Origin of the sequence: Myceligenerans crystallogenes (assembly GCF_039529775.1) — a bacterium.
In the GTDB taxonomy this organism is placed as follows: domain Bacteria; phylum Actinomycetota; class Actinomycetes; order Actinomycetales; family Cellulomonadaceae; genus Myceligenerans; species Myceligenerans crystallogenes.
Window position 1 is genome coordinate 230688 of record NZ_BAAANL010000003.1, and the last position, 26977, is coordinate 257664.

Genomic DNA, 26977 nt, shown 5'->3' on the forward strand with positions numbered 1-26977 from the left:
CGATCGCGGCGCCCCTTCGGACCCCCTGCCGGAGGGGCGTTCGCATCTCCGCGTCCGGTGGCTCCGCCCGGTCCGGGCAAGCGCTCTCAGTTCGCGGCCTCCAGCGCCGACTGCACCTCGGTCAGGACCGCCTTCGGGTCGTCCTCCGGCAGTTGCGCGAGCCGGGCGTTCACCTCGGGCAGCGCGTCCGCGAGGCCCACCATCGGCGGGACCCCCTGGGCGCCGGCGGCGCCGTCCAGAAAGGCATCCATCCCCGGGTTCGCCGCGGCCCAGGCCTCGGCCGCCGAGCGCACCGACGGCATCGCCCCGTAGTCCCGGGCGAACTCCGTCTGCTGCCGGGCGCTGGTCAGGTGCCGTACCAGGCTGACCGCCGCCCCGTGGTCGCGGCCGTCCGCCGCGATCCCCCAGCACTCGGTGAACCCGAGGGTGGCCGGCCCGGCGGGCCCGTGGGGGAGCGGCACGACGGCGTACTCCACGTCCGGGTAGTCCTCCCGCAGGGCGGGGATCACCCAGTTCCCCTCGATCGTCATCGCGGCCGCGCCGGTGCCGAGGGCCTCGCCGCCCCAGCCCGCGCCGACCTCGGACGGGAATCGCGCGGCGCCCGACACGAGCAGGTCCTTGGCGTAGCTCAGGGCGCGGAGGTTCTCGGGGGTGTCGGCGGCGGGCCGTAGCCGTTCGTCGACGAGCCCGCCGCCCGCCGCGGCCATGAAGGCGCCGATGCGCTCCCACTCGGGCGGGAAGGTGAGCCCTGCGCGCTCCCCGGTGGTCAGGCGCTTCGCCGCCCGGTGCAGGTCGTCCCAGGTGGCCGGGTAGTCGCCGGGGGTCAGCCCGGCGCGTTTCCACGCCGTGGCGTCGATGACGAGGGCGAGGGTGGAGAATTCCCGCGGTGCGCACACGAGCTCGCCGTCGACGGTGAATGTCGTGACCAGTGCCGGATGGAAATCACCGGTGTTCCCGAGTGCGTCGCCGTACGGTTCGAGGAATCCCGCCGCGGCGTATTCCGCGAAATGATCCGTGCCGAGGGCGAACACGTCCGGGGCGTTTCCCGCGGCGAATCCCCGGGTGAGTTGCCGCGGGATATCCGCGGCGAGGTCGACGGTGACGTCCCGGCCGTGCGCCGCGGACCACTCGCGGACGGCGGCGCGCAGCGAGGCGGTCTCGTCCGTCCGGCTCGGCCCGATCAGGACGCGGAGCTCCCGGCCGCCGTCGTCGGCGTCGAGTCCCTTGGTGCAGGCGGCAGCGGAAAGCACCAGCGCACCCACGGTGGCGGCTACAGAAATGCGAAGGCGAAGGATCTTCCGATCCATGATCACGGTCCCCTTTTCTGCGGTACGGAAGTATCCGCACTTCTCGCCAGTGTCCGTCCGGGACGCCGTCGCCGCATTCGATACGCCACAACACCCGGTGGGGGAGAAAGCGGACACGCCCGCAGTGTCATCAGAGCGGACGGTGTGTCGCCCACCCTCCGAGGCCGCCGCGGGCGTTAGTTTGCGGGGGTGAACGCTGCACGACGCCAGACCGCAGCCGCCCGCGATCCCGGGGCAGACACTGATCCGTCAGGTCTGTCCGGCCAGATGTCGGCCGCACTCTCCGAGGACGCCGCGGCCTCGGCCGATGAGCTCGCAGCGGCCGAGATCTCCCGCACCGAGGGCGGTGGCGCCCCCTTCCCGGCACACGTGGTCTCCCCGGACCACGTGCCCGCTGACCCCACCCCGGACCACCGCCTGACCGAGACCGTCGCCCGCTGGCGCGCCGGCCTCGTCGAGCTCGCCGGCGTCTCGTCCCTGGCCGACGTCGGCCTCCTGGGCGAGGCGGTCATCGACCTGTCCGCCGCGCACCCGTCCGGCGTCGCGCAGCTCTTCGCCGGCCGGCCCACGCGGCTGTCCAACCTGGTGCGGGAGCCGGGCACGCTGCCCGCGGCACGACGGCGGGCCCGGGCGGTGGCCGCGCGATCCGCGGAGCACGCCCAGCGCTACGGCGTCGCGCCGACCTACCTCGCCATCGGTGTCGCGACCTGGACGGAACGCCCCGCGCCCCGCCCGGACGGCGACGACATGGAGGCCCTCGCCCGCGTCACCGGCCCCGCGCGAGCCCCCGCCGCGCCGCCGGCCCCCGCCGCACCGCCGGACGGCGCGGGCTCCCGCGCGATCAGCGTCGCGACCGTCGCGTTCCCGAGCCCCGTGCCCGGCACCCGATCCGGCGGGACCGGGCCGCGGGCGTCGTCGGCCCCGCCGGACGGCCACGACGGTGAACCGCGCGTCGTGCGCGCCCCCGTGCTGCTGCGGCCCGTGACGCTCACGCCGCGCGGCGACGCCGAGGCCGACTACGACATCACGCTCGAGGCCGCCACCGAGATCAACCCGGTGGTCGCGCGCACCCTGCGCGCGCACGGCGCGCTCATCGACCCGGCCGCGCTGGCGAAGGCCGCGTTCACCGTCGCCGGGTTCGACCCGACGGACGTGCTGGACCGGATCGCGTCGCTGGGCGGGGCGGTGCTGGCCGACTTCCAGCTGGACCGGCGGATGCTGGTCGGGACGTTCGTCCACCCCGGCAGGGTGCTCGTCGACGACCTCGACGAGCTCGCGCCCACGCTGGAACGCCACGAGGTCGTCGCGGCGGCGGCGGGCGTGCCCGAGGCGATCGAGCGCCTGGACCGCCTCGAGCTGCCCGCGCCCCGCGCCGGCGACGCGAACCCCGCGCGCGAACGCGGCGTGGGAGACCTCGACCCCGCGCAACGGCACGTCGTGGACGTGCTGGCCACGGGGAACCACCTGTTCGTGGACGCGCCGGTCGGCTCGGACGTCGCGGGGACGGTGGCCGCCGTCGTCGCCGAGGCGAACGCCTCCGGCCGGACCGTGCTGCACGTGCCCGGTCACCGGCGCGCCGCGGACGCGCTGGTCGCGCGCCTCGACGCGCTCGGGCTCGGCGGGCTGCTGCTCGACATCGCGCCGACGCCGTCGTGGCGGCGCGACGTCTCGCGGCGGCTGCTCTCCGCGATGACCGCCGATCCCGACGCCGCCGATCCCGACGGCGTCTCGCGGGTCCGCGACGCGCTCATCGGGGCGCGATCCCAGCTCGCCGGGTACATCGACGCGCTGCACGAGGTCCGCGAGCCGTGGGGGACCAGCGCCTACGACGCGCTGCAGGCGCTCGCGCGGCTGACCTCGCGCAAGCCCGCGCCGTCGACGACGCTGCGCCTGCCCTCCGACACCCTGCTCCACCTGTCCGAGGACAAGCGCGCCGACCTCGCCCAGGACCTCACCCGCGCGGCGGAGCTCGGCGCGTTCACGCCGCGCACCACCGCCTCCCCGTGGTTCGGCGCCCAGATCACCACCGACCGCGCCGCGCGCGACGCGCTCACCCGGGTGCGGCGCCTGCGCACCCAGACCCTGCCGCGGCTCCGCGAGCAGATCGAGTACGTCGTCGGGGTGACGGGCCTGGTGCCGGCGGCCAGCCTGACGCAGTGGGCCGAACAGCTCACCATGCTCGGCGGGATGCGCGGCACGCTCGACGTCTTCCAGCCCATGGTGTTCGAGCGCACCGTGGACGACCTCGTCCACGCGACGGCGACCCGCCGCCGGCGGGCCGAGAGCGGGATCGAGATGGGGCCGTTCGAGCGGCGCCGGCTGCGCAAGCGCGCGAGGTCGATGGTGCGGCCCGGCGTCCGCGTGCTCGACATGCACGAGGCGCTCGGCAAGGTGGCCGAGCAGCGCGAGGTCTGGCAGGAGCAGTGCCCGCGCGGCGGCTGGCCCACCTTGCCCGAAGGGCTCGCCGCCATCGAGGAGACCCACGAGGCCGTGCGGATCGACGTCGAGGCGCTCGAGCCCGTGCTCGGCCCCGCGCAGGTGGGCGGCGGGCTCGGCGCGCTCGACCTCGACGCGCTCGTGCAACGGCTCGAGACCCTGTCCGCCGACTCGGGCGCGCTCGACACGCTGCCCGAACGCACCGCGATCCTGCTGCGGGCGCGCGGCGCCGGGCTCGGGGAGCTCGTCGAGGACCTGACCGCCCGGCGGGTCGAGGCCAAGCAGGTCGCCGACGAGCTGGAGCTCGCCTGGTGGACCTCCGTGTTCGAGGAGATCCTGCGGGGCGAGCCGGCGCTCGCGGAGCAGGACGGGGCCGGGCTCGACGCACTCGCGGGGAGGTTCCGGGAGCTGGACGTGCGGCACGTCGAGTCGCTGGCCGGTCCGGTGCGCTCCGCCGTGCGGGCGCACCTGGGTGCCGCGATGCGCGAGGAGCGGGACGACGCCGAGGCGCTCTACACGGAGCTGGTGGAGGGCAGGCTGAGCTCGGTGCGCGAGACGCTCGCCGGGCACGGTTCCGTCGCCCGGCGCCTGCGGCCGACGATGATCTCGACGCCGACGCTCGTGCCGCATCTGCTGCCGGCCGAGCGTGGCGTCGACCTCGTGGTGCTCGACATGGTCCAGCACGTTCCGCTCGAGATCCTCGTCCCGGCGATCGCGCGCGGGCGCCAGGTGATGGTCGTGGGGGACCCGCGGTCGGCGTCGGGCACGGCCGTACGGGAGCTGGCCGACCTGCTGCCGGTCGTGTCCCTCGCGCCCGAGCCGAGCCGGCGTGACCCGGAGCTCACGCGCCTGCTCGTGGCGCACGGGTACGACGGCGTGCTGCGGCCCGCCCCCGTGCCGCGCACCGAGCCGCTGGTGCACCACTTGATCGTGGCGGGCACCGGGATGCCGGATCCGGGCACCGGCACGGTCGAGTCGACCCACGGCGAGGTGGACCGGGTGGTGGAGCTGGCGGTGGAGCACGCGATGACGCGCCCCGACGAGACGTTCGGGATCGTGGCGGGCACCGCGGTGCACGCCGACCGGATCCGCGAGGCGCTGCTGGCCGAGCTGCGCGTGCGGCCCGGGATCGCGCCGTTCTTCTCCGGGAAGCGCCCGGAGCCGGTGGTGGTGGCGGACGTGACCGGCGTCGCCGGGCTGCAGCGCGACGCGATCGTGCTGACGCTGGGTTTCGGCCGGACGCCGCACGGGCGGGTGCTGCACCGCTTCGGCGCGCTCGGCGAGGCGGGTGGCGAGGGCATGCTGCTCGGCGCGCTCGGCGCGACGCGCCGGCGGCTGCACGTGGTCAGCTGTTTCGGGGCCGGCGACGTCGACCCGGAGCGGCTGCGCGGCCCCGGCCCCCGGCTGCTGCGCGAGGTGCTGGAGTTCGCGTCCGCGCGGGACGGGCAGGTGGACGACGTCGAGCTCGGGAACGGGGTGGACGTCGCCCGCGAGCCGGACCGGCTGGTGGGGGACCTGGGGGAGCGGCTGTGGAAGGCCGGGCTCGTGGTGGAGACGGACTACGGCATCGGCGACGGCGAACGCATCCCGCTCGCCGTGGGGCACCCGGACCTGCCCGGGGAACTGCTGGTGGCGGTGCTGACGGACGACGCCGCCTACGTGGCCGAACCGTCGATCCGCGTGCGGGACCGGCAGCGGGCCGGGCGGCTGGAACGGCTCGGCTGGGTCGTGGCGCAGGTGTGGTCCGCGGCGGCGTTCCTGGATCCGGACACGGAGGCCGAGCGGGTGCGCCAGGTGGTGCTGGCGGTGCGTGACGCGCGGCTCGGGCCGGGGGAGGTCGTGCCGGTGCGGGTGCCGGTGCCGGTGGAGGTGGTGGAGACGGCGGACGCCGTGGAGACCGCTGAGACCGCGGAGACCGTGGCGAGCGCGGAGGTCGCGGAGACCGCGGAGGTCGCTGAGACGGCGGAGACCGTGGAGGGCGCCGAGACCGTGGAGACCGTGGAGTGGGCTGAGACCGTGGAGAGCGCGGAAGCCGCGGAGGAGGACGTCACGGCGGACGGGCCGGCGAGCCCAGGGCCGGACGCGGGAGAGGCGCCGGAGGCGCGAGAATAGTCCCGTGAGCGAGAGCGGGACCCCGGAGCGGGACGACGAGACCCCGGAGCCGGACCACGAGAACGTGCGGCGCCGCGGGCGCCGGCGCGCGGTCCGGCGGGGGACGGAGCGCGAGGCCGTTCCCGGCGTGAGCGCCGACGAGCGTGCGGCGGGCTGGGGCGACGGTTCGACCGCGGGCGGCGACGACAGCAACGACGCCCGGCTCCTGCGGGACGTGCCCCCGCACTGGTAGCGCGCGGGTGCGCGCTCGGCTGACGACGCCGGCCGCGTACCCGCGAGAAAGCGGTGGAGCCTCGCACCGTGGACTGCGTGCGAGGCTCCAGGTCGGTGGCCCGGGACTGCTCGGGCCGGCGACTTATCGCGTCGGGTCGGCGGGGGCGGCCTGCGTGGTGTGCGTGGTGCCGTTCGCCTGGGCGCGCAGGAGGTCGCGGATCTCCGTGAGGAGCTCGACGTCCTTCTCGAGCGTCTCCTCGATCTCCTCCTCGGTGGTCTTGCGCAGCTCCATGAGCTTCTTCACCGGGACGACGACGAGGAAGTAGATCGCGGCCGAGATCAGCAGGAACATGATCAGGCCCTGGATGAACTGGCCGACCGGGAACTCCGTCGACTCGCCGCGCCAGTTGGGTACGGAGAACTTGATGCCCGAGAAGTCGGGGGCTCCGACCAGCCAGCCGACCAGCGGCATGATGAAGCCGTTGACCAGGCCCGTGATGACGCCTGAGAACGCGGCGCCGATGACGACGGCCACGGCCAGGTCGAGCACGTTGCCGCGCGTGATGAATTCCTTGAAACCGTTGAGCAGGTCGCGCATGCGGAGATTCCTTCGGTTCGTTCTACGGATGGGGGTGCGTGCGACCTCCGGCTCGCCGCCGGTGGCCGCTGGACTCCGGCCGTAGGGGCGAAGTCCCGGGGGACATTCTGGGGGTGAATCGTCAAGTCCGCATCTCGAAACGGTCTTTGAGGGCTGTTCGTCCAGGTCAACTAACGTACGAGAATCGCTGACACGGCACCCGTCCCGGCAATGGCGGACAAGTCTGGGGCTTCCCCCGGCCGCACCGCGACGAGTGTGACAGAGGGCGGGCCGGCCCCGGAACCCAGGAGCCCGCCCGCCGCGGCGTCGCCGGGGTCGCGTTGCTCGGGCAGCGGGAGCACGAGCGCGCGTCGCGCGAGGTAGGCGGCGGGCGGTGACCCGCCGTCGTCGCCGGTGACCTGGGAACCGGCCGCGGCGGGTGTGAGCAGATCCACTCTGTCGCCGGGCCGCAGGAGCGCGGCGACGCCGTCGTCGGCGAGCGCGACCGGGACGACGACGGTGCCCCGCGGCGCGGAGGACAGCACGCCGCCGTCGGACAGGAGGCCGCCGTGCAGCGGCACCCCGGCGGGGAGACCGACGACGGCCGTGCGGCCGACGGCCTCGGCCGTCCGGCGCAGGGTGCTGCCCGGGGCGAGGGCATCGGCGATCACGCGCTCCGCGACGTCGTCGCCGGTCAGCTCCGTACCGACAGGGACGGCGCGGGTGGTGACCAGCACCGTGGACGACGGCGGGGGCGGGGGCCGCAGGACCTGCAGGGCGCTCGTCACCGCGAGCCCGCAGCAGATCGCGGCGAGCAGCACGCGATGACGCCAGACGAGGCGGCGGGTGCGGCGCAGCAGCCGGGCGGCGTCCGGCCGGCCGGACGCGCCGCGCTGGAAGGGCCTGCCGAGGAGGTTCATGCCCTCGACGCTAGGAGCGGACCCCCGGAACGTGCGCGGCTCCCGGCGTGTGCCTGTGCACGAGATGCCGGAACGGGCCCTTGTGGTCGGCGTCGAACCGCTGCGATCCCGTCGGCAGGTGCCGGGCGCGGTCCCGTGGTCCGGGTAGGAAGAGAGCGCGATCCCCTGCGATACCCGGACAGGAGCCTGCTCGTCGGCCCCGGGCTCCGGGGTGCGCTGGATCCCCGTCGGCGCGCCGACGGGGAAGCCGTGTCAGGAGGCGGTCGCGGACGTGGCCGACTTGCTCGGCGATGCGCCGGACGTGCTGCTCGACGAGCCGTTCGAGGACGACGAGCCCGACGATCCTGACGAGCCCGACGTCGAGCCGCTGCCCGCGGATCCGTCCGACGAGGAACCGCCGGAGGACGAGGTGCTCGGCGTGCTGGGCTTCGACGCGGCCGTGGACGTCGACTTCGAGTTCCGCGAGTCGTTGCGGTAGAAGCCTGAGCCCTTGAAGGTGACTCCGATCGAGCCGAACACCTTGCGGAGACGGCCGGAGCACTCGGGGCACGCCGTCAGCGCGTCGTCCGTGAACTCCTGGTGGATGTCGAAGGCGTGGCCGCACTCGGTGCACCGGTACGCATACGTGGGCACTGGGACTCCTCTTCTGACACTCAGGTTTGGCACTCAGGGTTGGCGAGTGCCAATCATAACGCCGCCCCGCCCGGGTACCTTCCCGGGCGCCGGCGCGCGGGCACGCGCGTGAGGGAGTGCGGGCCACACCGCTCCCAGCAGTTCGGGAGTGTCGGTCACTACCGGTAGTCTCACCTGCGTGTCAGCGCCCACATCCGACGAGACAATGACGAGCGACGTGGCCGAGGCCGAGGAGCCCACCCGTCGCGCCATGTCCCGCCTCCGCAAGCTGGCGATCGGTACCGCGATCGTGCTCGTGCTCGTGCTGGCCGCGGTCGCCACGTTCGGCTGGGCGATCGGCCGCCGCGCCCTGCCCGAGGCCTCCGGCGAGGTCCGGCTCGAAGGGCTCACGGCCGACGTGCGGGTGCTGCGCGACGAGCGGGGCGTGCCCCACGTCTACGCCTCCGAGCCGGCCGATCTGTTCCTGGCGCAGGGCTACGTGCACGCCCAGGACCGCTTCTTCGAGATGGACTTCCGCCGGCACGTCACCGCGGGCAGGCTCGCGGAGCTCATCGGCGACCAGGAGTCGGCGATCACGGCGGACAAGCTGATCCGTACGTTCGGCTGGCGCCAGGTGGCGGAGCAGGAGCTGGAGCTGCTGGCACCCGAGACGCAGGAGTACCTGCGCGCGTACGCCGACGGCGTCAACGCCTACCTCGCGGAGCGCGAGCCGTCGGAGCTCGGCGTGGAGTACATGGTGCTCGGCACCACGGTCACCCAGGAGAGCCCCGAGCCCTGGGACCCGGTGGACTCGCTGGCCTGGCTCAAGGCCATGGCGTGGGACCTGCGGTCCAACTACGACGACGAGCTGGACCGCGCGCTCGCCCACAGCACGCTGGCGGACCCGAAGCTGGTCGCGCAGCTCTTCCCGGACCACGCGGCCTCGGGCAACCGGACGATCCTCACCGAGGCCGACCTGCCGGAGGCCACGGCAGCCGGCACGGAGGGTGCCACGTCCGGCGACGGTGAGTCCGCCGACGGCACGGCCACCAACGCCGACGCGACCCAGACCGCCGAGGTGTCCTCGGGCCCCTCCCCGGATGCCGCGATCGACCCCGCCCTCTTCGACAAGAGCCTCCGCTCCGCCGTCACGGCGGCGCAGGCGGCGCTCGACGCCGTCCCGGAGCAGATCGGCCGCGGCGAGGCCACCGGCTCGAACTCCTGGGCCGTCTCCGGCGACCTCACCGAGTCCGGCAAGCCGCTGCTGGCCAACGACCCGCACCTCAGCCTCAAGGCCCCCGGCATCTGGCACCAGGTGGGCCTGCACTGCACCGAGGTCTCCGACGCCTGCCCGTTCGATGTGGCCGGGTTCGGGTTCTCCGGCTTCCCCGGCGTCGTCATCGGCCAGAACGCCCAGCTGGCCTGGGGCCTGACGAACATGAACGCCGACGTCACCGACTTCTTCATCGAGCGGGTCCGCGGCGACACCTACAAGCGCGGCGAGAAGTGGGTCGACCTCACCACGCGTGAGGAGACCATCCGGGTGACCGGCGGCACGCCCGTCGACCTCACGGTGCGCGGCACGGTCCACGGCCCGCTCGTCTCGGACGTGCTCGACGACGACAAGGCGGGCGAGGCCGGCGTCGACGCGATGGTCCACTCGCCCACCGCCGAGGGCACCGACCTGGGCGACTACGCGATCTCGATCCAGTGGACGGCCCTGGAGCCGGGCCGCACGGCGGACGCCGTCTTCGCGTTCGACACCGCGCGGAACGCCGAGGACATCAAGGCGGCCGCGGCGCTCTTCGACGTCCCCGCCCAGAACATCGTCTTCGCCACCACCGACGGCCACATCGGCTACCAGGCGCCGGGCCGGATCCCGGTCCGCAACCAGGTCGACGGCCCGGTGCCGTCGGACGGCTCGTGGCCGCGGCCCGGCTGGGACGAGCGCTACGACTGGAACGGCTACGTCGACCCGGCCAGGATGCCGCGCGCGCTCGACCCGGCCGAGGGCTTCGTCGTGGCCGCCAACCAGGCGGTGCTGCCGTCCGGCGTCGGCCCGTACCTCACCCGGGACTGGGACTACGGCTACCGTTCGCAGCGCATCCGCACGCTGCTCACGGAGCAGATCGACTCGGGCCGCCAGTTCGACGCCGCCGACATGTCGGCGATCCAGAACGACGACTGGAGCGCCTTCGCCGACCTGCTCGTCGACGTCCTGCTCGCGATCGAGCTGGAGGACGACTACGACGCCGCGGGCCAGGAGCTGCTGCGCGACTGGGACTACACGATGACCGAGGACTCCGCGGCCGCCGCGTACTTCGCCGCCGTATGGAACAACCTGCTGGGCGCGACGTTCCAGGACGAGCTCCCGGAGAGCATGTGGCCCGACGGCGGCGACCGCTGGCTCGCCGTCCTGCAGGGCATGCTCGACGAGCCGAACCACGCCTTCTGGGACGACAAGACCACCGTCTCCGTGCGCGAGAGCCGGGACGAGATCCTGACCCGCGCCCTGACCAGCGCGCGCCAGGACATGACGGTCGAGATCAGCAAGGACCCGGACGACTGGTCCTGGGGCAGCCTGCACCAGCTCGAGCTGGAGCACGAGCCCCTGGGCCGCTACGGGGTGCCGAGCATCATCCGCGGCTACATGAACCCGGCACCGGTGGGCGTGGCCGGCGGCACCTCGATCGTCAACGCGATCTCCTGGGACGCGGCGGCCGACAGCTACTCGGTGACCTCCGGCCCCTCGATGCGCATGGTCGTCGACCTGGCCGACCGCGACGCCTCCACCTGGGTCACGGTCACCGGCGTCTCGGGCCACCCCGCCTCGGACCACTACGACGACCAGCTCCCCGCCTGGGCCGACGGCGAGACCTTCCCGTGGCCGTTCACCCGGGAGGCCGTGGAGTCCGCCGCCCAGGACGAACTCACCCTCACCCCCTGAGGCGCCGCGGCAGCCACCCGGCACGCGCGTCCGGGCTGCCGTGGCCTCCCGGTCAGAGCCTGCGGAAGTCGGCGGGCGTCGCCACGGCGCCGACCCGGATGTCGTGGCGCGCCGAGGGCAGCGGGCGCTCCGCGGCGTCGTACACCTCCTCGGGGAACACGACGGCGACGACCATCGTCCCCGGCCGCACGTGCGTGAGCACGCGGTCGTACCAGCCGCCGCCCTGCCCGAGCCGGACCCCCGCGGAGTCGACGGCGAGCGCGGGGGCGATGACGACGTCGGCCAGCTTGAGCGCGTCCTGCCCGAGCGTCGGGCCGCCCGGTTCGGGCGGCCGGCCCGGTGCGCGCACCAGCAGATCGTCCGTCCCGGTGTAATCCGCCCAGTCCCGGGCCAGCCCCGCGCCGAGCACCGGCAGCAGCACGCGCGCCCCGCGCCCGGCGAGCTGCCTCATCAGCTCGCCGGTGCCGGGCTCGGTGTCCCGCGACGTGTACAGCCCCACCACACCGGCCTCGGCGACCTCCGGGATCGCGGACACGACGTCGGCGATCGCCGACGCCGCGGTCGCCCGCTGCTTCGCGGGCCGGTTGTTCCGCGCGGCGCGGATGGCACGCCGGAGTTCCTCCTTGGCATCCTCGGTGTTCATCCCGGCCTGGACCGGGTACGGCTGTGATGTCGGAATCCGGGCGCCCTTCATGGGCGCTATTGTTCCAGGATTCCCCGGGTGGCCCGGCGGCAGGTGCTTCAGCAGGTTGGGAGCCGCAGGTCGTGGTAGACCCATCGCAGAACTCGTACGACGACGCCCGGTCGCCGGGCGCAACTTGGGGGTGCAGTCAACGAATGACGGAGACGACGGGACTCGTCGTGAAGGGATGGACCGTGTCCAAGCCATGGCCCGTGACACTGCGGGAGGACACCCCCGGGGGTGTCGTAGTGCTGCGCCCGATGCGGCGGCGCGACTCGAAGGCGTGGACGCAGCTGCGCGCCGACAACGCCCTCTGGCTCGGCCGCTGGGAGGCGACGTCGCCCGGCACGGGCGACAACCGGCCGGGGGTGGCGTCGTTCGGCGAGTACGTGCGGACCCTGTCGAACCAGGCGCGCGCCGGGACGCTGCTGCCGTTCGGGATGGAGCTCGACGGCGAACTGGTGGGGCAGCTGACGGTGTCGTCGATCACCTACGGATCGCTGTGCTCGGCGAGCATCGGGTACTGGGTGTCGGAGCACGTGGCGGGCCGCGGGGTGACCCCGACAGGCGTGGCCATGGCAACGGACTACTGCTGGTTCGTGCTGGGCCTGCACCGCATCGAGATCAACATCCGCCCGGAGAACACGCCGAGCCTGCGGGTCGTGGAGAAGCTGGGCTTCCGGGACGAGGGCGTGCGCGAGCGCTTCCTGCACATCCAGGGCCAGTGGCGCGATCACCGCACGTTCGCCCTGACCCAGGAGGAGGTTCCCGGCGGCCTGCTCGCGCGCTGGCAGCAGGTGCGGCGCTGACGACCACGACCGGCCACGACTGAACACGACCGCCCGCGGGCGCCTCGGCCGCGGCGCGTCGACCCGGTCACCCCGGTAAAAATTCCTGACGGCAAATCGGGCACTACCGTTAGCCTGGCGTGTCCTTCACGACTGGGGCTTGACAACCACCTAACGTCGAGTCGTGGAATCCGCCGCAGGGCTGAGCGTCATGGCGCTCTTCGTCCTGTGGCTGGGGTACCTGGTGCCCCAGATGATCCGGCAGCGTGCGGTCCTCGCCCAGGCGCGGGCCGGCGACCGGTTCTCCGGAAGGATGCGGGTCGTCGCGGTGAGCGGCGAGGAACGCAGGAGTCCGAGGCGAGGAGGAGCCATGACGACCGGACACGGCGGATCACGCCTCACCGGCGCGCGCCCGGCTCCCGCCCCGCACGCCCCGGAGGACGTCGAGACCCCTGAGCAGCTCCGCGCCCTCGCCGGGCAGCGGGCCCGGAGGGCGGTTCGTGCCCGACGACGGCTCGCGCTGACCCTGGTGCTCCTGCTCGCCACGGTCGCCGCGGGCGTCGCGGTCGTGGTGGTGCCGCTGCACTGGGGCGTGACCGTGGTGCCCGGCGCGCTGCTGGTGGCCGTGCTGGCCATGGGCAGGCGCGCCGCGGTCGTCGCCCGGCGCGCGGAGCAGGCGGTCGAGACGGCCCGGCGGGAGGCCCGGCAGCGGGCGACGCAGGCCCGCGCCCTGGCGAACGGCGGGCCGTACGCCCCGCGGAACCGGCTGCGGGTCACGGGGGCGCCGGGCGAGGCGGCCGGCGGGGCGGAGGTCATCCCGGCCGCGCGCAAGAGCGGCGGGGTCCTGGACGAGCTGCTGTCGGTGCCCGAACCCGCCGGTGCGAAGGTGGTCGACGAGACGGGTGCCCCCGCGGCCGAGGACTCCGCCGCCCAGGAGGCCGCGGACGCCCCGGGCGTGGGCGGAGGCGCCTGGGAGCCCGTGCCCGTGCCGCTGCCCACGTACGTGACCAAGCCACCGGCTCGCCGGCTCCCGGCCCGGCCCGCGGCGACGGCCCCGGCAGGCGACGGTCGCGCCGGTGCCGGCCCTGCGGACGTCGGCCGGTCCGCCGCCGCTCAGCCCGCGGACGAGAAGGCGGTCCGCCTGGCCGCCGCGGTCCGGGCCTCCGCGGGCATCCCGACGGGTGAGACCCCGGCGGTCCGCCCGGAGCGGGAGCACACGCCCGAGCAGGACGCCGCCGCGGCGTCGTCGTCGGGCACCGTGCGGCCTCCGGAGGAGGACGAGCTCGTGCGCCCGGCCCCGCGCGTCCGCGACGAGACCCTCGCCCAGCCGCTGGAGCAGATCCTGGCCCGCCGCCGCGCGGCGGGCTGAGACAGGCCGGGCGGCCATGACATGCCGCGGCAGGAGCCCTGCCGCTGCCGCACGTCATGGCCGCCCGACCTCATGGAGCGGTCAGCTCACCGGGTCGACTCAGGCCGCCGCGCAGGTGGCCGTCACGCCCGTGGAGCTGCCGTTGGCGATGAAGCCCGCCGTGGCCTTCCCGCCGGCCGCAAGGCTGCCGTTCCAGCTGGTGTTGGTCAGCGTGTTGCTGCCCGACAGCGTCGAGTTCCACGCCTGGGTGATCGTCGCGCCACCCACGGTCACCTTCCAGCCGCGGATCGCCGAGGCGCCGGCGGTGACCGTCACCTCACCCTGGTAGCCACCGGACCACGAGTTCACGACGCGGACCGCGGCGGAGCAGTCACCCGTGGCCGGCGGGGTGCTGGCCGGGGGCGTGCTGGCGGGCAAGGTGCTGGCGGGCGGGGTGCTCGCCGGCGGGGTGGACGTGTTGGTCGGCGTGCCGCCGCCCGGCCACGGGCCGATGTCGCCGCCGCCGATGTTGATGTCGGAGCAGAACATGTACGTCTGGTCGTTGTGCGACGCCTGCCAGATGGTGAACAGCACCGCCCGGCCCGAGCGGCCCGAGAGGTTGACGTCGGCGATGTACGGGTCGGACGCCGGGTAGTAACCCGTCTGCGTGACCAGGTCGAGGTTCCCCCAGCCGAGGCGCTGGGTGGTCGGGTCGAACCCGGGCTTGCTCACGTAGATCCGCAGGAAGTCGGCGCCGTGGTCGGAGCCGTCGGTGAGCGTGAGCTTGAAGTTGCTCGACACGCCCTTGGCGACCCAGTTGCCCGGGGTGTTCATGGCGTTGAACATGCTGTTGCCGGCGGAGCAGAGCTGCCCGTCGGGCACGGCACCCTGGTAGTCGCCGCCGAGCCCGTCGCGGAGCTGGCCGTTCCAGTTCCACATGGCGTTCGGGTTCTGCTTCCAGCTGTAGTCGCACATCGGGTCGGCCGTGGCCATGGCCGGGCTCTGCCAGTCGTCGGCCCAGCGGTCGAAGCAGCCCCAGGCACGCGACGGCGGGTCGGTGACCGCGCCGTGGGCGGCTGCCGGGGGAGCGGCGGCCGTCTGGATCGCGACCACCCCCATCGACAGGATCATCGCGAGAGCGGCCAGCACCACGGCTGCCCTCACGCGGACGGAATTCAGGACGTGCATGTGTGTTCCTCCTCGAACAGGTGGGACACCAGCGTGGGGACCGGGCAGCCAGGGAATCCAGCAGTCGAAACCTTTCGCGTGGGCAGGGGCGGCAACGGCGTCGCAGGCCCCGCGGGCGCCGGCGGGGCGGCTCGGCCCGGCTCGGCCCGGCTCGACCCGACCAGGCCCGTGCCCCCCGGCGCTTGAAACGTTTGGGGGCCCTTGCTGTGCGCGGCCCGCCTGGCGAAAGTTTCGCTGACCCGTGTCGACGTGGACGCGGGCAGAACTTGAGAGGCAGCCATGCATCCACGAACCTCCGCACGACGACGGGCGGCGGCCACGGCCCTCGCGGTGACCGCGTCCTGCGCGCTGGTCGCCGGCGGCACCGTCGTCGGCCTCGCTCCGGCTGCGTCCGCGGCCGGCGACCACAACTACGCCGAGGTCCTGCAGAAGTCGATGTTCTTCTACGACGCCCAGCGGGCGGGCGACCTCCCCGAGGACTTCCGCATCAACTGGCGCGGGGACTCCGCGATGAAGGACGGCGCCGACGTCGGGCTCGACCTGTCCGGCGGCTGGTACGACGCCGGCGACCACGTGAAGTTCGGCCTGCCCATGGCCTTCACGACGACGATGCTCGCGTGGGGCGCCATCGACAACCCCGGCGGCTACGCGAAGTCCGGGCAGCAGGACGAACTGCTCGACTCGCTGCGCTGGGTCAACGACTACTTCATCAACGCGCACCCCTCGCCGAACGTGCTCTACGCGCAGGTGGGCGACGGCGAGGCCGACCACAAGTGGTGGGGCCCGGCCGAGGCCATGCAGATGGCGCGCCCCGCGTACAAGGTCGACGCCTCCTGCCCGGGCAGCGAGGTGGCGGCCGAGACCGCCGCGGCGATGGCGTCGTCGGCCGTCGTGTTCGAGGGCTCCGACCCCGCCTACGCGGCCGAGCTGATCACGCACGCCAAGCAGCTGTACAACTTCGCGGACACGTACCGGGGCAAGTACTCCGACTGCATCCCCGTGCAGAGCTACTACAACTCCTGGTCCGGCTACCAGGACGAGCTGGTCTGGGGCGCCTACTGGCTGTACGAGGCCACGGGCGACGCGAGCTACCTCGCCAAGGCCGAGTCCGAGTACCAGAAGCTGGGCACGGAGCCGCAGACCACCACCCGCTCCTACAAGTGGACCGTGGCGTGGGACAACAAGGCGTTCGGCAGCTACGTGCTGCTGGCGCGGGCGACCGGCAAGCAGGAGTACGTCGACGACGCGAACCGCTGGCTGGACTACTGGACCACCGGGTACAACGGCCAGACGGTCCGCTACTCGCCCGGCGGCCAGGCGCACCTCGACACCTGGGGCTCGCTGCGGTACGCGGCGAACACCGCGTTCGCCGCGCTGACCTACAGCGACTGGCTGGCGCAGCAGGGTGACACGACGCGGGCACGCACGTACCACGACTTCGGGGTGCGGCAGATCGACTACGCGCTGGGCGACAACCCGCGCAACTCGTCGTACGTCATCGGCTACGGGCAGAACCCGCCGCAGGACCCGCACCACCGCACGGCCCACGGGTCGTGGCTCGACTCGATGAGCGACCCGGCCGACACGCGGCACGTGCTGTACGGGGCGCTCGTGGGCGGGCCCGGATCGGCGAACGACGCCTACGTCGACGACCGCAAGGACTACGTCGCCAACGAGGTCGCCACGGACTACAACGCCGGCTTCACCTCGGCCCTGGCCTACCTCGTGGACGAGTACGGCGGCACTCCCGTGGCGAACTTCCCGCAGCCGGAGGCGCCGGACCAGGACGAGTTCTTCGTCGAGGCGAGCCTCAACCAGCCGGGCACCACGTTCACCGAGATCAAGGCGGTCGTGCGGAACCGCTCCGCGTTCCCCGCGCGCGTGCTGAACAGCACGAAGGTGCGCTACTGGTTCACGCTCGACGCCGGTGCCGACCCGGCCACGATCCAGGCCTCGGTGAACTACACCGAGTGCCCGAAGAACGCACCCAAGGTGGTGCACGCCGGCGGCAGCCAGTACTACGCGGAGATCGACTGCTCGGGTTCGCCCGTCTACCCGGGCGGGCAGTCGCAGCACCGGCGGGAGATCCAGTTCCGCGTGACCGCGAACGTGTGGGACGCGAGCAACGACTGGTCGTACACCGGCGTCGGCACGACGGCGGCGAAGAACGGCCGGATCACGTTGCACGAGGGCGCCGAGCGCCTGTGGGGGAGCGAGCCGGGCGGGGTCGAGCCCTCGCCCACCCCGTCGGTGTCGGTCTCGCCGTCGCCCTCGGTGTCGCCGACGCCGTCCGTCTCGCCGTCGCCGTCGGTGTCACCGACGCCCTCGGTGTCGCCCTCGCCGTCCGTCTCCCCTTCCCCGACGACGTCGCTGCCCGCGGGCAACTGCTCGGCGGTGTTCCGCGTCGTGAACTCCTGGGGCGGCGGATTCCAGGGTGAGGTCGTCGTGACGGGTGGCTCCGCCGGTACCACGAGCTGGACCACGAAGTTCACGCTGCCGAGCGGGACGACGATCGGCAGCCTCTGGAACGCGTCCTCCTCGGTGAGCGGCTCGACGGTCACGGCGTCCGACGTCGGCTGGAACGGCACCCTCCGGGCCGGCCAGACCACGGCCTACGGCTTCACGGCCAACGGCCCGGCGCCGGCGACGGTCCCGGTGACCTGCTCCTGAACCCGGGGCAGGCGGGACCCGGCTCCTCGCCGGGTGCCGCCTGCCGGCGGGCCTAGCCGGCCAGCCAGGGCGCCAGGCGCTCCAGGATGTCGGACGCCGCCTCGGCGGCCTGGGCGGTCACGGCCTGGGACACCCCGGTCACGACCGGGGTGAGCACCTTCTTGATCACCTGGAGCTTCGGCGTGACCTCGTCCCAGCTGGGCGTGCTGCGGGCGAGCTCGTCCAGGGCCTGCCCGATCTCGGTGCGGATCTCGGTGGCGTCGTCGGCGGTGAGGTCGACGACGCCGAGGTACCGGAGGGCCCAGGCCAGGGACTGCTGGAGAGCCGCGACCTCCGCCTTGTCCAGGACCTCCTGCTCGACCTCCTGGCCCGCCGTGACCCGGGCGTCGTCGCCGAACACCCAGATGTAGTTGGTCACCTTCACGATCGGCCGCGCCGTACCGGTGCCGGCTCCCGGCCGGGCCGCAGAGCTCTGCGGTTCCTTGATCTGCCCGCTCCGGCGCCGGATCTGCGCCATCGTCTCCCGCCACTGTGCCTCGGCCTCGGCCGCGAGTTCGTCGAACATCGACGGTTTTCCTTTCGCCTCTCCGCGAGGAACCGGACCCTCCGGCTCCCGCCCGAGGAGCCGGGCCATCACGACGCCGCGTTACATGAACGCGCGCGTGTGCGAAGATAACCGCCGAGGCGTGTCACAACCCTCATCGGTATCTCCCGGCCCGACTCCGTCGGTTTCCCGGCAGACGCCGAGGGCGGGCCAGGTGTGCAACCACCTGGCTCGCCCAGAAAAAGTCTGCGGGCCCCAATTGCTGGGTGTGGCAGAAGCCTATAACCGGCTGGCTGCCGCGCGAGGCCATATCCAGTAGTTTCTTTGACTCACCCTTGCCGGGCATTATTTTTCATTTCGAGGGCGGCGCCGAAATCGCTGGGATTCAGCCGTTCCTGGCGCCTCCGATCACCGGGCGGGCGGGCCGAGGGGATTGCGCGGCCAACGGCAATCCCTGCCCGCGCACCTGAATTCTTCGGCGCGTGTTCAGAGCCGAGAATCCTTCTTCGCGCATATCACGTCTCGCGTGGCGGATATCCAAACCTTCTGGTAAAAGCACGCCACTTCGAAGTGGCCGGATCCTGGCCCGTCACGAGCCGATCCCGTCACGGGCCCGCGGCACCGAGACGATCATGGTCAGGCCACCTCCCGGCGTGTCCCGCGCGCGCAGCGCCGCACCCACAGCCCGGGCCAGCCCCGAGGCGACGGCGAGGCCGAGCCCGAGGCCGCCGCCGGAGTCGTCGAGACGCTGGAACGGCTCGAACATGGACGCCTTGCGGTGGTCCGGCACGCCGGGTCCGGCGTCGGTCACTCGCACCTCCACCTCGTCCGCGGTGACCGTGGCCGCCACCCGCACCGGCCGGTCCGGCGGAGCGTGCCGGACGGCGTTCGACACGAGGTTCGCCACCACGCGTTCCAGCAGGCCGCCGTCGGTGTGCACGAGGGGCAGGTCCTCGGGGAGGTCCAGCTCGACGGCCTCGAGCCACGGTTCGACGGCAAGCGGCACGATCTCCTCCAGGCTCGTGTCCCGCAGCACCGGACGGACCGCGCCCGTCTGCAGCCGCGACAGGTCCAGCAGGTTGTCGATGAGGCGTTCCAGCCGGCCGGTCGACTCGGCGACCGTCGTCACCAGCGCGTCCCGGTCCTCGGCGGCCAGATCCACGTCGGTGGCGCCCAGCCCGTCCACGGCCGCGCGGATCGCGGCCAGCGGGGTGCGCAGGTCGTGCGAGACCGCGGCGAGCAGGGCGGTCCGGGTACGCTCCGCGTGCTCCAGCGCCGTGGCCTGCGCGCGGGCCTGGGCGGCCTGGGCGGTGCGCCGCGCGGCGGCGTCGACCACCGACGCGACCGCGACGGCGACGACGACGAACACGCCGAGCGACAGCACGTTCCCCGGCTCGTCGACGTGCAGCCTGCCCACCGGCGACGTGAAGAACCAGTTCAGGCACAGGTTCGAGACGAGCGCCGTCGCCACGCCGGGCCAGAGGCCGCCGACCAGGGCGACGCCGACCACCACCGCGAGGTACAGCATCACCGGCTCGGTCAGCGTGTCCCAGCTCCGGTCGAGCGCGAGGAATCCGATGGTGAGCAGCGCGGGGAGCGCCACGGCGAGCGACCAGCCGGTGACGCGCCGGGCCTGCGGCAGGAGCGTCCTGCGGCCTGGCATGCCCATGAGCTCCAGTCTCACCCGAACCACCCCGTTGACGGGACCCTGATGGCCACCACCTGAATTCTGACAGAACCTTGACGGGTGATCCGTCCTCGGGCCTCGCCGCATCGTCCAGACTGGTTCGTCGTGCGTCTCCCTGTCCCGACCTTTCTCAGGCCGCCCGTCGTCCGGACCGCCGGAGCGTCACCGGCGAGCCTGCGCCGCCGGCCCGCGCGGCTGATCACGCTCGGATTCCTCGGCGCCATCGCGGTGGGGACGCTGCTGCTCTCGCTGCCGATCGCGACCACGGGGCGCCGGGCGACGCTGCTCGAGGCCCTGTTCACGACGACGTCGGCCGTGTGCGTCACCGGGCTCGCCGTGGTGGACACCGAGACGTTCTGGACCCCGTTCGGGCAGGTGGTGATCCTGGCGCTGATCCAGGTGGGCGGGTTCGGGGTGATGACCGTCGCGTCACTGCTCGGCCTGCTGCTGTCGCGGCGCATCGGCCTGCAGTCGCGCCTGGTCGCGGCGGAGTCGACGCACAGCACGGCGCTGGGCGACGTGAAAAGGGTGCTGCTCGGCGTGCTGCGGTTCACGCTGGCGGCCGAGGCCGTGGTCGCCGTGCTGCTCGCGATCCGCCTCATGGTCGCCTACGACGCCACGCCCGGTCACGCCCTCTGGTCCGGCGTGTTCCACTCGGTCTCGGCGTTCAACAACGCGGGCTTCTCGATCTACTCGGACAACCTGATGCGCTTCGTCGCGGATCCCTGGGTCTGCCTGCCGATCTGCGCCGCGATCATCACCGGCGGTCTCGGCTTCCCGGTGCTGCTGGAGCTGTGGCGGCTGAAGCGGTCCCGCCGGCTGTGGCAGTCGAGCCGCTGGAGCATCCACTCCCGCCTGACGATCGGGACGACGGTGGTGCTCCTGGTCGTGGGGACGCTGGTGTTCCTGCTCGCGGAGTGGAACAACGAGAGGACGCTGGGCGCGCTCGACACGCCCGGGAAGGTCCTGGCCGCCTTCACGCAGGCGGTCATGCCGCGTACGGCCGGGTTCAACTCGATCGACATCTCGGCCCTGAACAACGGGACCTGGTTCTTCACCGACATGCTGATGTTCATCGGCGCCGGCTCGGCCGGTACGGGAGGCGGCATCAAGGTCGGTACGTTCGCCGTCCTGGCGTTCGTGATCTGGTCGGAGCTGCGGGGCGATCCGGACGTGACCGTCCTCGACCGGCGGCTCAGCCGGACCACGCAGCGCCAGGCGGTGGCGGTCGCGCTGCTGGGCGTGGCCGCCGTCGTCGTCCCGACGTTCGTCATGACCGTCACGACCACGGAGTTCTCGCTCGACGCGATCCTCTACGAGGTGATCTCCGCGTTCACGACCACCGGCCTGTCCACGGGAATCACGGCCACGCTGCCCGGGTGGCACCAGGTGGTCCTGGTGTGCCTGATGTTCCTCGGCCGGCTCGGCCCGATCACGCTCGGCACCTCGCTCGCGCTGCGCGAGCGGCAGCGGCTGTACCGCCGGCCCGAATCGGCGATGATCATCGGCTGATCCCACTCGGCGCCGCCACCGTCGGCGCGGCTCTCGTCGCGACGGCCCTGCCCGGTGTCCTGCACGACGGCCGGCGTGGCAGCGTACCGTTGAGTCGATGCGACGACTTCATCGTGAACTCCCTGTTGGTGACGCCGCGATCGCACTGCTGCACGGCCTCTTCCCGGCAGGCGTGGACCGGTTGTCGCATTCACTCGGGGTGGGGCGCAGGGCGGAGTCGGTTGCGCAGCTGTTGCCTGCCGAGGATCGGGACCTGCTGGTCGCGGCTGGGTATCTCCACGACATCGGCTACGCCGATGGTGCGGTCGGGACGGGATTGCATCAACTCGACGGTGCGCGGTACGCGCGTGGTCTGGGGTACGACGACGAACTGAGTCGTCTTGTCGCGCATCATTCCTTCGCGGAGATCGAAGCACGGAACAAGGGATACGCCGACACGCTGGACCGTGAGTTCCCGGCCCCTACGGGCAGGCTGGCGACCGTACTCGAACTGGTCACGTATTGCGACATGACGGCGTCCAGCAGCGGTGACCCGGTCACCGTCGATCAGCGGTTCGCGGGGATCTACTCGCGGTACGAGCAGGGACACGTGGTCGCCCGCAGCATGCGTCAGGCCGAGCCGCTTGTCAGGGCGATCGTGTCCGACGTCGATGAACGGCTTGCGGCGCGGTTCAGGTGAGCCAGGGTTCGGTGCGGTCAGGATCGAGCGCGTGGTCGATGCGGAGCCGGATGGACTGGTGGATGTTGAGGTCGTCGAGTTGCTCGACGGGCTGCCAGACGACTTCGGAGGACTCGGATGACGTCCGGGCAGTGCCACCGGTGACGCGGCCGGTCATGCAGATGGAGAACTGGGCGCGGACCTCGCCGTCGCTGTAGGCGATTCGGTGCCGTGTGTCGGTATAGATGCCGACCAGGCCCGTGATCTCGATGTCGTAGCCGGTCTCTTCCCGTGCTTCCCGGACGCCGGCCTGCCGGACCGTTTCGCCGGGATCGACGGCACCCCCGGGGATGGACCACAGGTCGTTGTCGGTGCGGTGGATCAGCAGGAGCCGACCGTCGTCGTCCCGCACGGCGACGGTGACCGAGGGGACGACCGAGTTGATCTCGGGGGCGTCCGGGTCGTCGAAGTAGTCGATGCGCGCCATGCGGATCAGTTTTCCTCCGGTCGTGGCCAGGTTGTCAACGGCCTCGCGGTATCCCAGACGCGCTCGAAGCCTTGTTGGTAGGGCCTGATGAGTGGTGCATTGTCCGGGCCGCGCAGGTGCAGGAGCGGGTTCGACCCGGCCGGTGATCCCCAGACATGAAGGTTCACCAGAAGGTCGTCGTCGAACCGGAATGTCGAGGCGTAGAGCGTCTCATCGTGGAGTCGGACGTCGATCCGGGGGTCTGCGATGGCCCGGCTGAGGTACCCGAGAACGAGCATGACGCGTCCCGCGAGCCCCATCCCGCCCTCTTCCGCGTCGCGTTTGGCAACTGCTGCGCCCTGTGGGTCGCCGAGGAGCATCCTGACCTTGACGTCGCGATCGGCGAGGCCGATGAGTTCGGCGGCGAGGTCCATCGCCTGGTCGGGCAGGAACGTCGCGGCGAACGCGTGAAGTTCGAAACGCTGTGTCACGCCTGCCATCAGAGCCTGCCAGGCGGCATGTGACAGATGCCTACGGCTGGGGTGGATCGTGACCACCTCGTTCGGAGTTCCGTCGGGACCTCGATCGTCGACATCCCACAGGGTCGAGGGCGCGCGGACCAGGGCAGCGGCGACGGCATCACGGTGTCGGCGGTGCGGTGTCCGCCCTCCGTTGATCCAGCGTTCGACCGTCTTGGGGTCGACGCCGACGACGGCGGCGAGCCGGGTCTGGCTGATCCCGGCCTGCCGCATCGCAGTAGCCAGGCGATCGTTCCGTGTCGACTCCTCCATCAGGGACTTTTCTATCAGGAACGTCCCGAGAAGTGCCGATGGCACGTCCCGAGCTGTCCGCTGAAATGAGAACCACCCCGCCCCGATCCAGAGGCAGGGCGACGCCCAGGTGGCGTTCCGTGAATCGAAAGGAGACGCATATGCAGGAGATCCAGGCAGGTATCGAGTTCGAGTCGCAGGCCGAGGAGATCTTCGAGGTCGGCGACGTCGCGGAGCTGACGCTCGGAGGTGCGCCCGAGGCCGGCACGGAGGACAAGCGCTACGCGTACAAGTGACAGGCGGCGTTCGGGGCCCGCGGTGACGCGGGCCCCGAGCCCACGGACGGAAGGCAAACAATGTTCTGGATCGCCGGGTACTGCGGACAATCCCTTGAGCCGGCCCGCCCGACCGAGGGCAAGCCGCTGTGGAACGCGGGCGGGTCTGCGGCGTGGTGTGTCGGTAGCCCACCGGTCACTGCGGTACGGATGGCGACCACACCGGGCCGCGATGTCATTGTGATCGGAGCATGTGGTACGGCAGACCACGAAATTGAGTACCTTGCCCGGGCAGGCGTCCCCGATGACGTCGTGACGCGATGGCCGGGCGCGTACATCGTCGTCGAACGAACGGCAGACCGGACCTCGATCTGGACGGATCTCTCGTCCGCCGTCCCGGTGTACACCTACGCGGGCGATCACGGTCTGTATTGGGCGACCTCGGCGCGGCAGCTCGCGGCGTTGCCAGGCGCGTCCCTCGATCCGCACCGTGTCGCCGGGGAGCTGCTGGCTCCATCGAATCCCTTCGTGACCAGGCATCGCTCATACTTCGACGAGATCCGTCCCCTGCAGGCCGGGCATCGACTGACGGTTGAGGAACGGACCGGACGTCGTGCCCTACGACGGACCTGGTTCCCGGCCGTGACTACCACGGGTCTGGCCAAACGCCTCCACGCCGAAATCGCCGGAGCTGTTCGCACAAGAGTGGCGGGAGCCGTGTCACCGAGCGCGGATCTCTCGGGAGGCTTGGACTCAACAGCGCTCGCGCTCCTCGCCGCCGACGATCTGGCGCCGGAGCGGTCGGTCGCAGCCTTTACCGTCTACGCGCCCGCGGCCGGGCAATCAGGTGACTTTGGCTACGCGCTCTCCGCTGCAGACCGGCCCGGAATCGTTCATCATCTCCTGCCTCTCGGGCCCGAGCACCTGCCGTTCGGCTGCCTTGACCGACTCCCGGCGACTGACGAACCCGCACCGTCCACCAGGGCATATTCCCGGTTCGCCTATCAGCTCGACGTCATGCGAGATGTCGCGAGCTCCGACTCGCACATGACTGGTGACGGTGGGGACTCCGTGCTCATGACGCCGCTCGCCTGGATCGGAGACCTGATGCATCAGCGTCGTCCGCAGCTCGCGCTGCGAGAGGCCGTCCGACTCGCACGAGTACGCAAGACCTCGCCACGGGAAATCCTGTCCCGGGCCACTGCTTACGCATGGTCCACGCCGTCAGGCGCTCTGCGGACCAGGTCCCGGGAATGGCTCGGCGAGCCGGTCTCCCGCAGCGGACGGCGAGCCGCCCAGGAATGGCTCGGAAGTGGAACACCGTCTTCATGGCTGACCGCGGCTTCCCGTGAACTGGCCGCCGAACTGGCCATCGAGTCCGCAGCGGTGACCGCAGACCGGACAGCCATGACAGCGGCCAGCACTGTCGTGACCGAGAACGCCGTCGTAGATGTAGGACGCACCGCGTTCGCAGACGCTCAACTCGCAGCCCACCATGGCGTCGTGCTCCACAACCCGTTCGTCGATTCGCGGGTGATCGACATGATCTTGTCGATCCCCACGAACCTTCTGCCAGGGCCCAGTGAGTACAAGCCGCTGCTGCGCGCGGCCATGAAGGACTTGTTTCCGCCCGTGCTCGCCGGGCGTACTACGAAGGGCTCCTTCACCTCCGATTACTACCAGGGCATCCGAGCCCACTTGCCGACGCTGCTGGACATCACCGACGGGCACCTGGCCGGCCTCGGACTCGTGGACCCGCAACGCCTGCGTGCGGTAGTGCGGAGCGCGGCGGTCGGCACACCCTCGGTGCTGAACGCCCTGGACACGACGATTGCGCTCGAGGCATGGCTGCGAAGTGTCTCGCCGCGACGAACCGTGTGGTCTTCCCGCCCGCTCGAACGCCTCGAGGTATCCCTGTGACCGGCAACCAGGTGCTTGGCGCACCCGAATATCTGCGAGCCGCGGTGTTCGGCGACGTCACGCTCGTGGTCGACTACCGGAACGGCAAAGTGATCGCGCTCGCCGGGCAGACGGCGCGCCAATGGGTTCAGGCGGCATCCGGAACAGATCGACCGGACCCGATCCAACGCGAACTGGCCAGCCGGGGACTACTCACCGAAGGAAACCGCACCAGCAAGCCCATCGCCGGTAAGCCGTGGAAGCTCTCCTTCGGCAGTGAGGAGTTCGACGCCGGGAACCCAGCAGTCGCCGCGGAGCCTTTCTCCCTGGCGGCGAGGGTGCGCGCCACGGCTGCTCTGGTGCTGACCGTCATCGTTCGAGACGTCGGGAGCAAGGCGCACGCGATGTCCAGGCTCCTGGCCTTGATGGAAGTCGCCAACAATGTTTCACGACGTCCCGCTGGTCCCGAGTCAGCGCGAGCAGCCGTGCAGTGCGTACGCGCCGTCGCGTTCTGGATGCCTACCCGCGTCGCATGCCTCGAAGAGTCGGTCGCGGCCATGGTCTACCTCGCATTCGCAGGACGGACCCCGACCTGGTGCCACGGCGTTGCCACCGACCCGCACACCCTCCATGCTTGGATCGAGTGCGACGGCCGAGCCGTCGCTGAACCGGCATCCACCAGCCGGTACACGATCCTGCGGACCATCCCCGCAACCGATCGAGGAGACGAATGACTCACGACACCATGCCGGACCTCTGGCTCAACCACGACGGCGTCGGGCTCGGTCCACTCCGAGAAGACCTCACCCACCTGTACTGGGAGTGGGAGAACAGCATCCCCGTCATGGCCGGATACGGACGTCAGACACCCGAGTCCCTCGCAGGCCGCACTGCTGGGCTCGAATCCCAGATGCGGTACACCGACGGCCAGACCCGCTTCACGATCTATCGCGAGGCAGACGGAACCTGGCAACCAGTCGGCATGACGTCGCTGGTCATCGACCACCGCTTCCGGTCCGCCGAGTTCTTCATCTACCTCGCTGAGCAGGGGCGCGGACACGGCGTCGGCACCACCGCGACCACCATGGTCCTCGACTGGGCCTTCCACGTCACCCAGCTCCGTTCGGTCTACCTGTCCGTCATCGCGAACAACACCACCGCCATCCGTGCCTACGAGAAAGCCGGGTTCCGCACCATCGGAACCCGACGCCAGTCGAACTGGTGGCTGGGACAGCCCGCCGATGAGATCTTCATGGACGCCATCCCCCAGGATTACCCAGGCCCCCGCCTCGTCGAAGCCACCGTCCTGGGTACCCGCACGGGCACCAGAGAGCAGGAGAACGCACGGTGACCTGCTTCTGATCCC

General features: G+C 71.9%; 22 protein-coding genes and 1 pseudogene. 13 read left to right on the forward strand and 10 right to left on the reverse strand.

The window, feature by feature from the left end; genetic code table 11:
* Positions 1 to 86: 86 nt before the first annotated feature.
* Positions 87 to 1250 (reverse strand): extracellular solute-binding protein, encoded by a 1164-nt coding sequence (locus ABD208_RS08660; protein WP_344101604.1) that lies wholly within the window; start codon positions 1248 to 1250, stop codon positions 87 to 89.
* Positions 1251 to 1574: 324 nt separating this feature from the next.
* Between ABD208_RS08660 and ABD208_RS08665 the strand changes: the two genes are divergently transcribed.
* A complete protein-coding gene (locus ABD208_RS08665; protein ID WP_344101606.1) occupies positions 1575 to 5855 on the forward strand; it encodes a hypothetical protein in 4281 nt (1426 codons plus the stop codon).
* Between the two features lie 4 nt (positions 5856 to 5859).
* Positions 5860 to 6087, forward strand: a complete 228-nt coding sequence (locus tag ABD208_RS08670) for a hypothetical protein (protein ID WP_344101607.1) — start codon at positions 5860 to 5862, stop codon at positions 6085 to 6087.
* 123 nt (positions 6088 to 6210) lie between these two features.
* Here the strand turns inward: ABD208_RS08670 and mscL are convergent, their stop codons facing one another.
* Positions 6211 to 6666, reverse strand: coding sequence for a large conductance mechanosensitive channel protein MscL (mscL, locus tag ABD208_RS08675; protein ID WP_344101609.1), 456 nt, complete (start codon positions 6664 to 6666; stop codon positions 6211 to 6213).
* 170 nt (positions 6667 to 6836) lie between these two features.
* Positions 6837 to 7565 (reverse strand): SAF domain-containing protein, encoded by a 729-nt coding sequence (locus ABD208_RS08680; protein WP_344101611.1) that lies wholly within the window; start codon positions 7563 to 7565, stop codon positions 6837 to 6839.
* 271 nt (positions 7566 to 7836) lie between these two features.
* Here ABD208_RS08680 and ABD208_RS08685 point away from each other — a divergent pair, with 271 nt between their 5' ends.
* The gene (locus ABD208_RS08685; protein ID WP_344102310.1) at positions 7837 to 8043 is read left to right on the forward strand and encodes a hypothetical protein; all 207 of its coding nucleotides are present in this window, start codon (positions 7837 to 7839) and stop codon (positions 8041 to 8043) included.
* A gap of 14 nt (positions 8044 to 8057) precedes the next feature.
* On the opposite strand, the pseudogene ABD208_RS08690 reads toward ABD208_RS08685, so the two are convergent.
* Positions 8058 to 8231 (reverse strand): annotated as a pseudogene (locus ABD208_RS08690) (FmdB family zinc ribbon protein); the annotation flags it as partial.
* 217 nt (positions 8232 to 8448) lie between these two features.
* Between ABD208_RS08690 and ABD208_RS08695 the strand changes: the two are divergent.
* Positions 8449 to 11124: a penicillin acylase family protein gene (locus ABD208_RS08695; RefSeq protein WP_425561092.1), complete on the forward strand. Its 2676-nt coding sequence runs from the start codon at positions 8449 to 8451 to the stop codon at positions 11122 to 11124.
* A gap of 52 nt (positions 11125 to 11176) precedes the next feature.
* On the opposite strand, the gene ABD208_RS08700 is transcribed toward ABD208_RS08695, so the two are convergent.
* Complete coding sequence (locus ABD208_RS08700) at positions 11177 to 11818, reverse strand: 5-formyltetrahydrofolate cyclo-ligase (RefSeq protein ID WP_344101615.1); 642 nt, start codon at positions 11816 to 11818, stop codon at positions 11177 to 11179.
* Positions 11819 to 11961: 143 nt separating this feature from the next.
* Here ABD208_RS08700 and ABD208_RS08705 point away from each other — a divergent pair, with 143 nt between their 5' ends.
* Together ABD208_RS08705 and ABD208_RS08710 are read left to right on the forward strand one after the other, a co-directional pair.
* Positions 11962 to 12615 (forward strand): GNAT family N-acetyltransferase, encoded by a 654-nt coding sequence (locus tag ABD208_RS08705; RefSeq protein ID WP_344101617.1) that lies wholly within the window; start codon positions 11962 to 11964, stop codon positions 12613 to 12615.
* Between the two features lie 163 nt (positions 12616 to 12778).
* Complete coding sequence (locus ABD208_RS08710) at positions 12779 to 13963, forward strand: hypothetical protein (protein ID WP_344101619.1); 1185 nt, start codon at positions 12779 to 12781, stop codon at positions 13961 to 13963.
* Positions 13964 to 14062: 99 nt separating this feature from the next.
* Here ABD208_RS08710 and ABD208_RS08715 read toward each other — a convergent pair whose 3' ends face one another.
* A complete protein-coding gene (locus tag ABD208_RS08715) occupies positions 14063 to 15130 on the reverse strand; it encodes a lytic polysaccharide monooxygenase (RefSeq protein ID WP_344101621.1) in 1068 nt (355 codons plus the stop codon).
* Positions 15131 to 15409: 279 nt separating this feature from the next.
* Between ABD208_RS08715 and ABD208_RS08720 the strand changes: the two genes are divergently transcribed.
* Entirely contained in the window at positions 15410 to 17800 is a 2391-nt protein-coding gene (locus ABD208_RS08720) for a glycoside hydrolase family 9 protein (protein WP_344101623.1), read from the forward strand.
* A gap of 52 nt (positions 17801 to 17852) precedes the next feature.
* Here ABD208_RS08720 and ABD208_RS08725 read toward each other — a convergent pair whose 3' ends face one another.
* Together ABD208_RS08725 and ABD208_RS08730 are read right to left on the reverse strand one after the other, a co-directional pair.
* Positions 17853 to 18365, reverse strand: a complete 513-nt coding sequence (locus tag ABD208_RS08725; protein WP_344101625.1) for a hypothetical protein — start codon at positions 18363 to 18365, stop codon at positions 17853 to 17855.
* Positions 18366 to 18933: 568 nt separating this feature from the next.
* Positions 18934 to 20013 carry a sensor histidine kinase gene (locus ABD208_RS08730; protein WP_344101627.1) on the reverse strand — a complete coding sequence of 360 codons (1080 nt, stop codon included), beginning with the start codon at positions 20011 to 20013 and terminating at the stop codon, positions 18934 to 18936.
* Positions 20014 to 20136: 123 nt separating this feature from the next.
* Here ABD208_RS08730 and ABD208_RS08735 point away from each other — a divergent pair, with 123 nt between their 5' ends.
* Both ABD208_RS08735 and ABD208_RS08740 read left to right on the forward strand, forming a co-directional pair.
* A complete protein-coding gene (locus tag ABD208_RS08735) occupies positions 20137 to 21543 on the forward strand; it encodes a TrkH family potassium uptake protein (protein WP_344101629.1) in 1407 nt (468 codons plus the stop codon).
* A gap of 97 nt (positions 21544 to 21640) precedes the next feature.
* Positions 21641 to 22222, forward strand: a complete 582-nt coding sequence (locus tag ABD208_RS08740; protein WP_344101631.1) for an HD domain-containing protein — start codon at positions 21641 to 21643, stop codon at positions 22220 to 22222.
* On the opposite strand, the gene ABD208_RS08745 is transcribed toward ABD208_RS08740, so the two are convergent.
* Together ABD208_RS08745 and ABD208_RS08750 are read right to left on the reverse strand one after the other, a co-directional pair.
* Complete coding sequence (locus ABD208_RS08745) at positions 22215 to 22688, reverse strand: NUDIX hydrolase (protein WP_344101633.1); 474 nt, start codon at positions 22686 to 22688, stop codon at positions 22215 to 22217. The genes ABD208_RS08740 and ABD208_RS08745 overlap by 8 nt on opposite strands.
* 5 nt (positions 22689 to 22693) lie before the next feature.
* Positions 22694 to 23458 (reverse strand): helix-turn-helix domain-containing protein, encoded by a 765-nt coding sequence (locus tag ABD208_RS08750; protein ID WP_344101635.1) that lies wholly within the window; start codon positions 23456 to 23458, stop codon positions 22694 to 22696.
* Between the two features lie 140 nt (positions 23459 to 23598).
* On the opposite strand from ABD208_RS08750, the gene ABD208_RS08755 reads away from it, so the two are divergent.
* Genes ABD208_RS08755 through ABD208_RS08770 form a run of 4 tightly spaced genes read left to right on the forward strand, consistent with a single transcriptional unit; the run spans position 23599 to position 26962 of the window.
* Complete coding sequence (locus tag ABD208_RS08755) at positions 23599 to 23733, forward strand: hypothetical protein (protein WP_344101637.1); 135 nt, start codon at positions 23599 to 23601, stop codon at positions 23731 to 23733.
* 60 nt (positions 23734 to 23793) lie between these two features.
* On the forward strand, positions 23794 to 25632 hold the full coding sequence (locus ABD208_RS08760) for an albusnodin/ikarugamycin family macrolactam cyclase (protein ID WP_344101639.1): 1839 nt from the start codon (positions 23794 to 23796) through the stop codon (positions 25630 to 25632).
* Positions 25629 to 26345 (forward strand): lasso peptide biosynthesis B2 protein, encoded by a 717-nt coding sequence (locus tag ABD208_RS08765; RefSeq protein WP_344101641.1) that lies wholly within the window; start codon positions 25629 to 25631, stop codon positions 26343 to 26345. The genes ABD208_RS08760 and ABD208_RS08765 overlap by 4 nt, the downstream gene beginning before the upstream one ends.
* Positions 26342 to 26962 carry a GNAT family N-acetyltransferase gene (locus ABD208_RS08770; RefSeq protein ID WP_344101643.1) on the forward strand — a complete coding sequence of 207 codons (621 nt, stop codon included), beginning with the start codon at positions 26342 to 26344 and terminating at the stop codon, positions 26960 to 26962. Before ABD208_RS08765 ends, ABD208_RS08770 begins: the two co-directional genes overlap by 4 nt.
* Positions 26963 to 26977: the final 15 nt, after the last annotated feature.

Excerpts from the sequence above, each read along its gene's own strand:
- ABD208_RS08665 (WP_344101606.1), top strand. The coding sequence starts at position 1,575 with ATGTCGGCCGCACTCTCCGAGGACGCCGCGGCCTCGGCCGATGAGCTC.
- mscL (WP_344101609.1), bottom strand. The coding sequence starts at position 6,666 with ATGCGCGACCTGCTCAACGGTTTCAAGGAATTCATCACGCGCGGCAAC.
- ABD208_RS08680 (WP_344101611.1), bottom strand. The coding sequence starts at position 7,565 with ATGAACCTCCTCGGCAGGCCCTTCCAGCGCGGCGCGTCCGGCCGGCCG.
- ABD208_RS08695 (WP_425561092.1), top strand. The coding sequence starts at position 8,449 with ATGTCCCGCCTCCGCAAGCTGGCGATCGGTACCGCGATCGTGCTCGTG.
- ABD208_RS08700 (WP_344101615.1), bottom strand. The coding sequence starts at position 11,818 with ATGAAGGGCGCCCGGATTCCGACATCACAGCCGTACCCGGTCCAGGCC.
- ABD208_RS08705 (WP_344101617.1), top strand. The coding sequence starts at position 11,962 with ATGACGGAGACGACGGGACTCGTCGTGAAGGGATGGACCGTGTCCAAG.
- ABD208_RS08715 (WP_344101621.1), bottom strand. The coding sequence starts at position 15,130 with ATGCACGTCCTGAATTCCGTCCGCGTGAGGGCAGCCGTGGTGCTGGCC.
- ABD208_RS08720 (WP_344101623.1), top strand. The coding sequence starts at position 15,410 with ATGCATCCACGAACCTCCGCACGACGACGGGCGGCGGCCACGGCCCTC.
- ABD208_RS08725 (WP_344101625.1), bottom strand. The coding sequence starts at position 18,365 with ATGTTCGACGAACTCGCGGCCGAGGCCGAGGCACAGTGGCGGGAGACG.
- ABD208_RS08730 (WP_344101627.1), bottom strand. The coding sequence starts at position 20,013 with ATGGGCATGCCAGGCCGCAGGACGCTCCTGCCGCAGGCCCGGCGCGTC.
- ABD208_RS08740 (WP_344101631.1), top strand. The coding sequence starts at position 21,641 with ATGCGACGACTTCATCGTGAACTCCCTGTTGGTGACGCCGCGATCGCA.
- ABD208_RS08745 (WP_344101633.1), bottom strand. The coding sequence starts at position 22,688 with ATGGCGCGCATCGACTACTTCGACGACCCGGACGCCCCCGAGATCAAC.
- ABD208_RS08750 (WP_344101635.1), bottom strand. The coding sequence starts at position 23,458 with ATGGAGGAGTCGACACGGAACGATCGCCTGGCTACTGCGATGCGGCAG.
- ABD208_RS08755 (WP_344101637.1), top strand. The coding sequence starts at position 23,599 with ATGCAGGAGATCCAGGCAGGTATCGAGTTCGAGTCGCAGGCCGAGGAG.
- ABD208_RS08760 (WP_344101639.1), top strand. The coding sequence starts at position 23,794 with ATGTTCTGGATCGCCGGGTACTGCGGACAATCCCTTGAGCCGGCCCGC.
- ABD208_RS08770 (WP_344101643.1), top strand. The coding sequence starts at position 26,342 with ATGACTCACGACACCATGCCGGACCTCTGGCTCAACCACGACGGCGTC.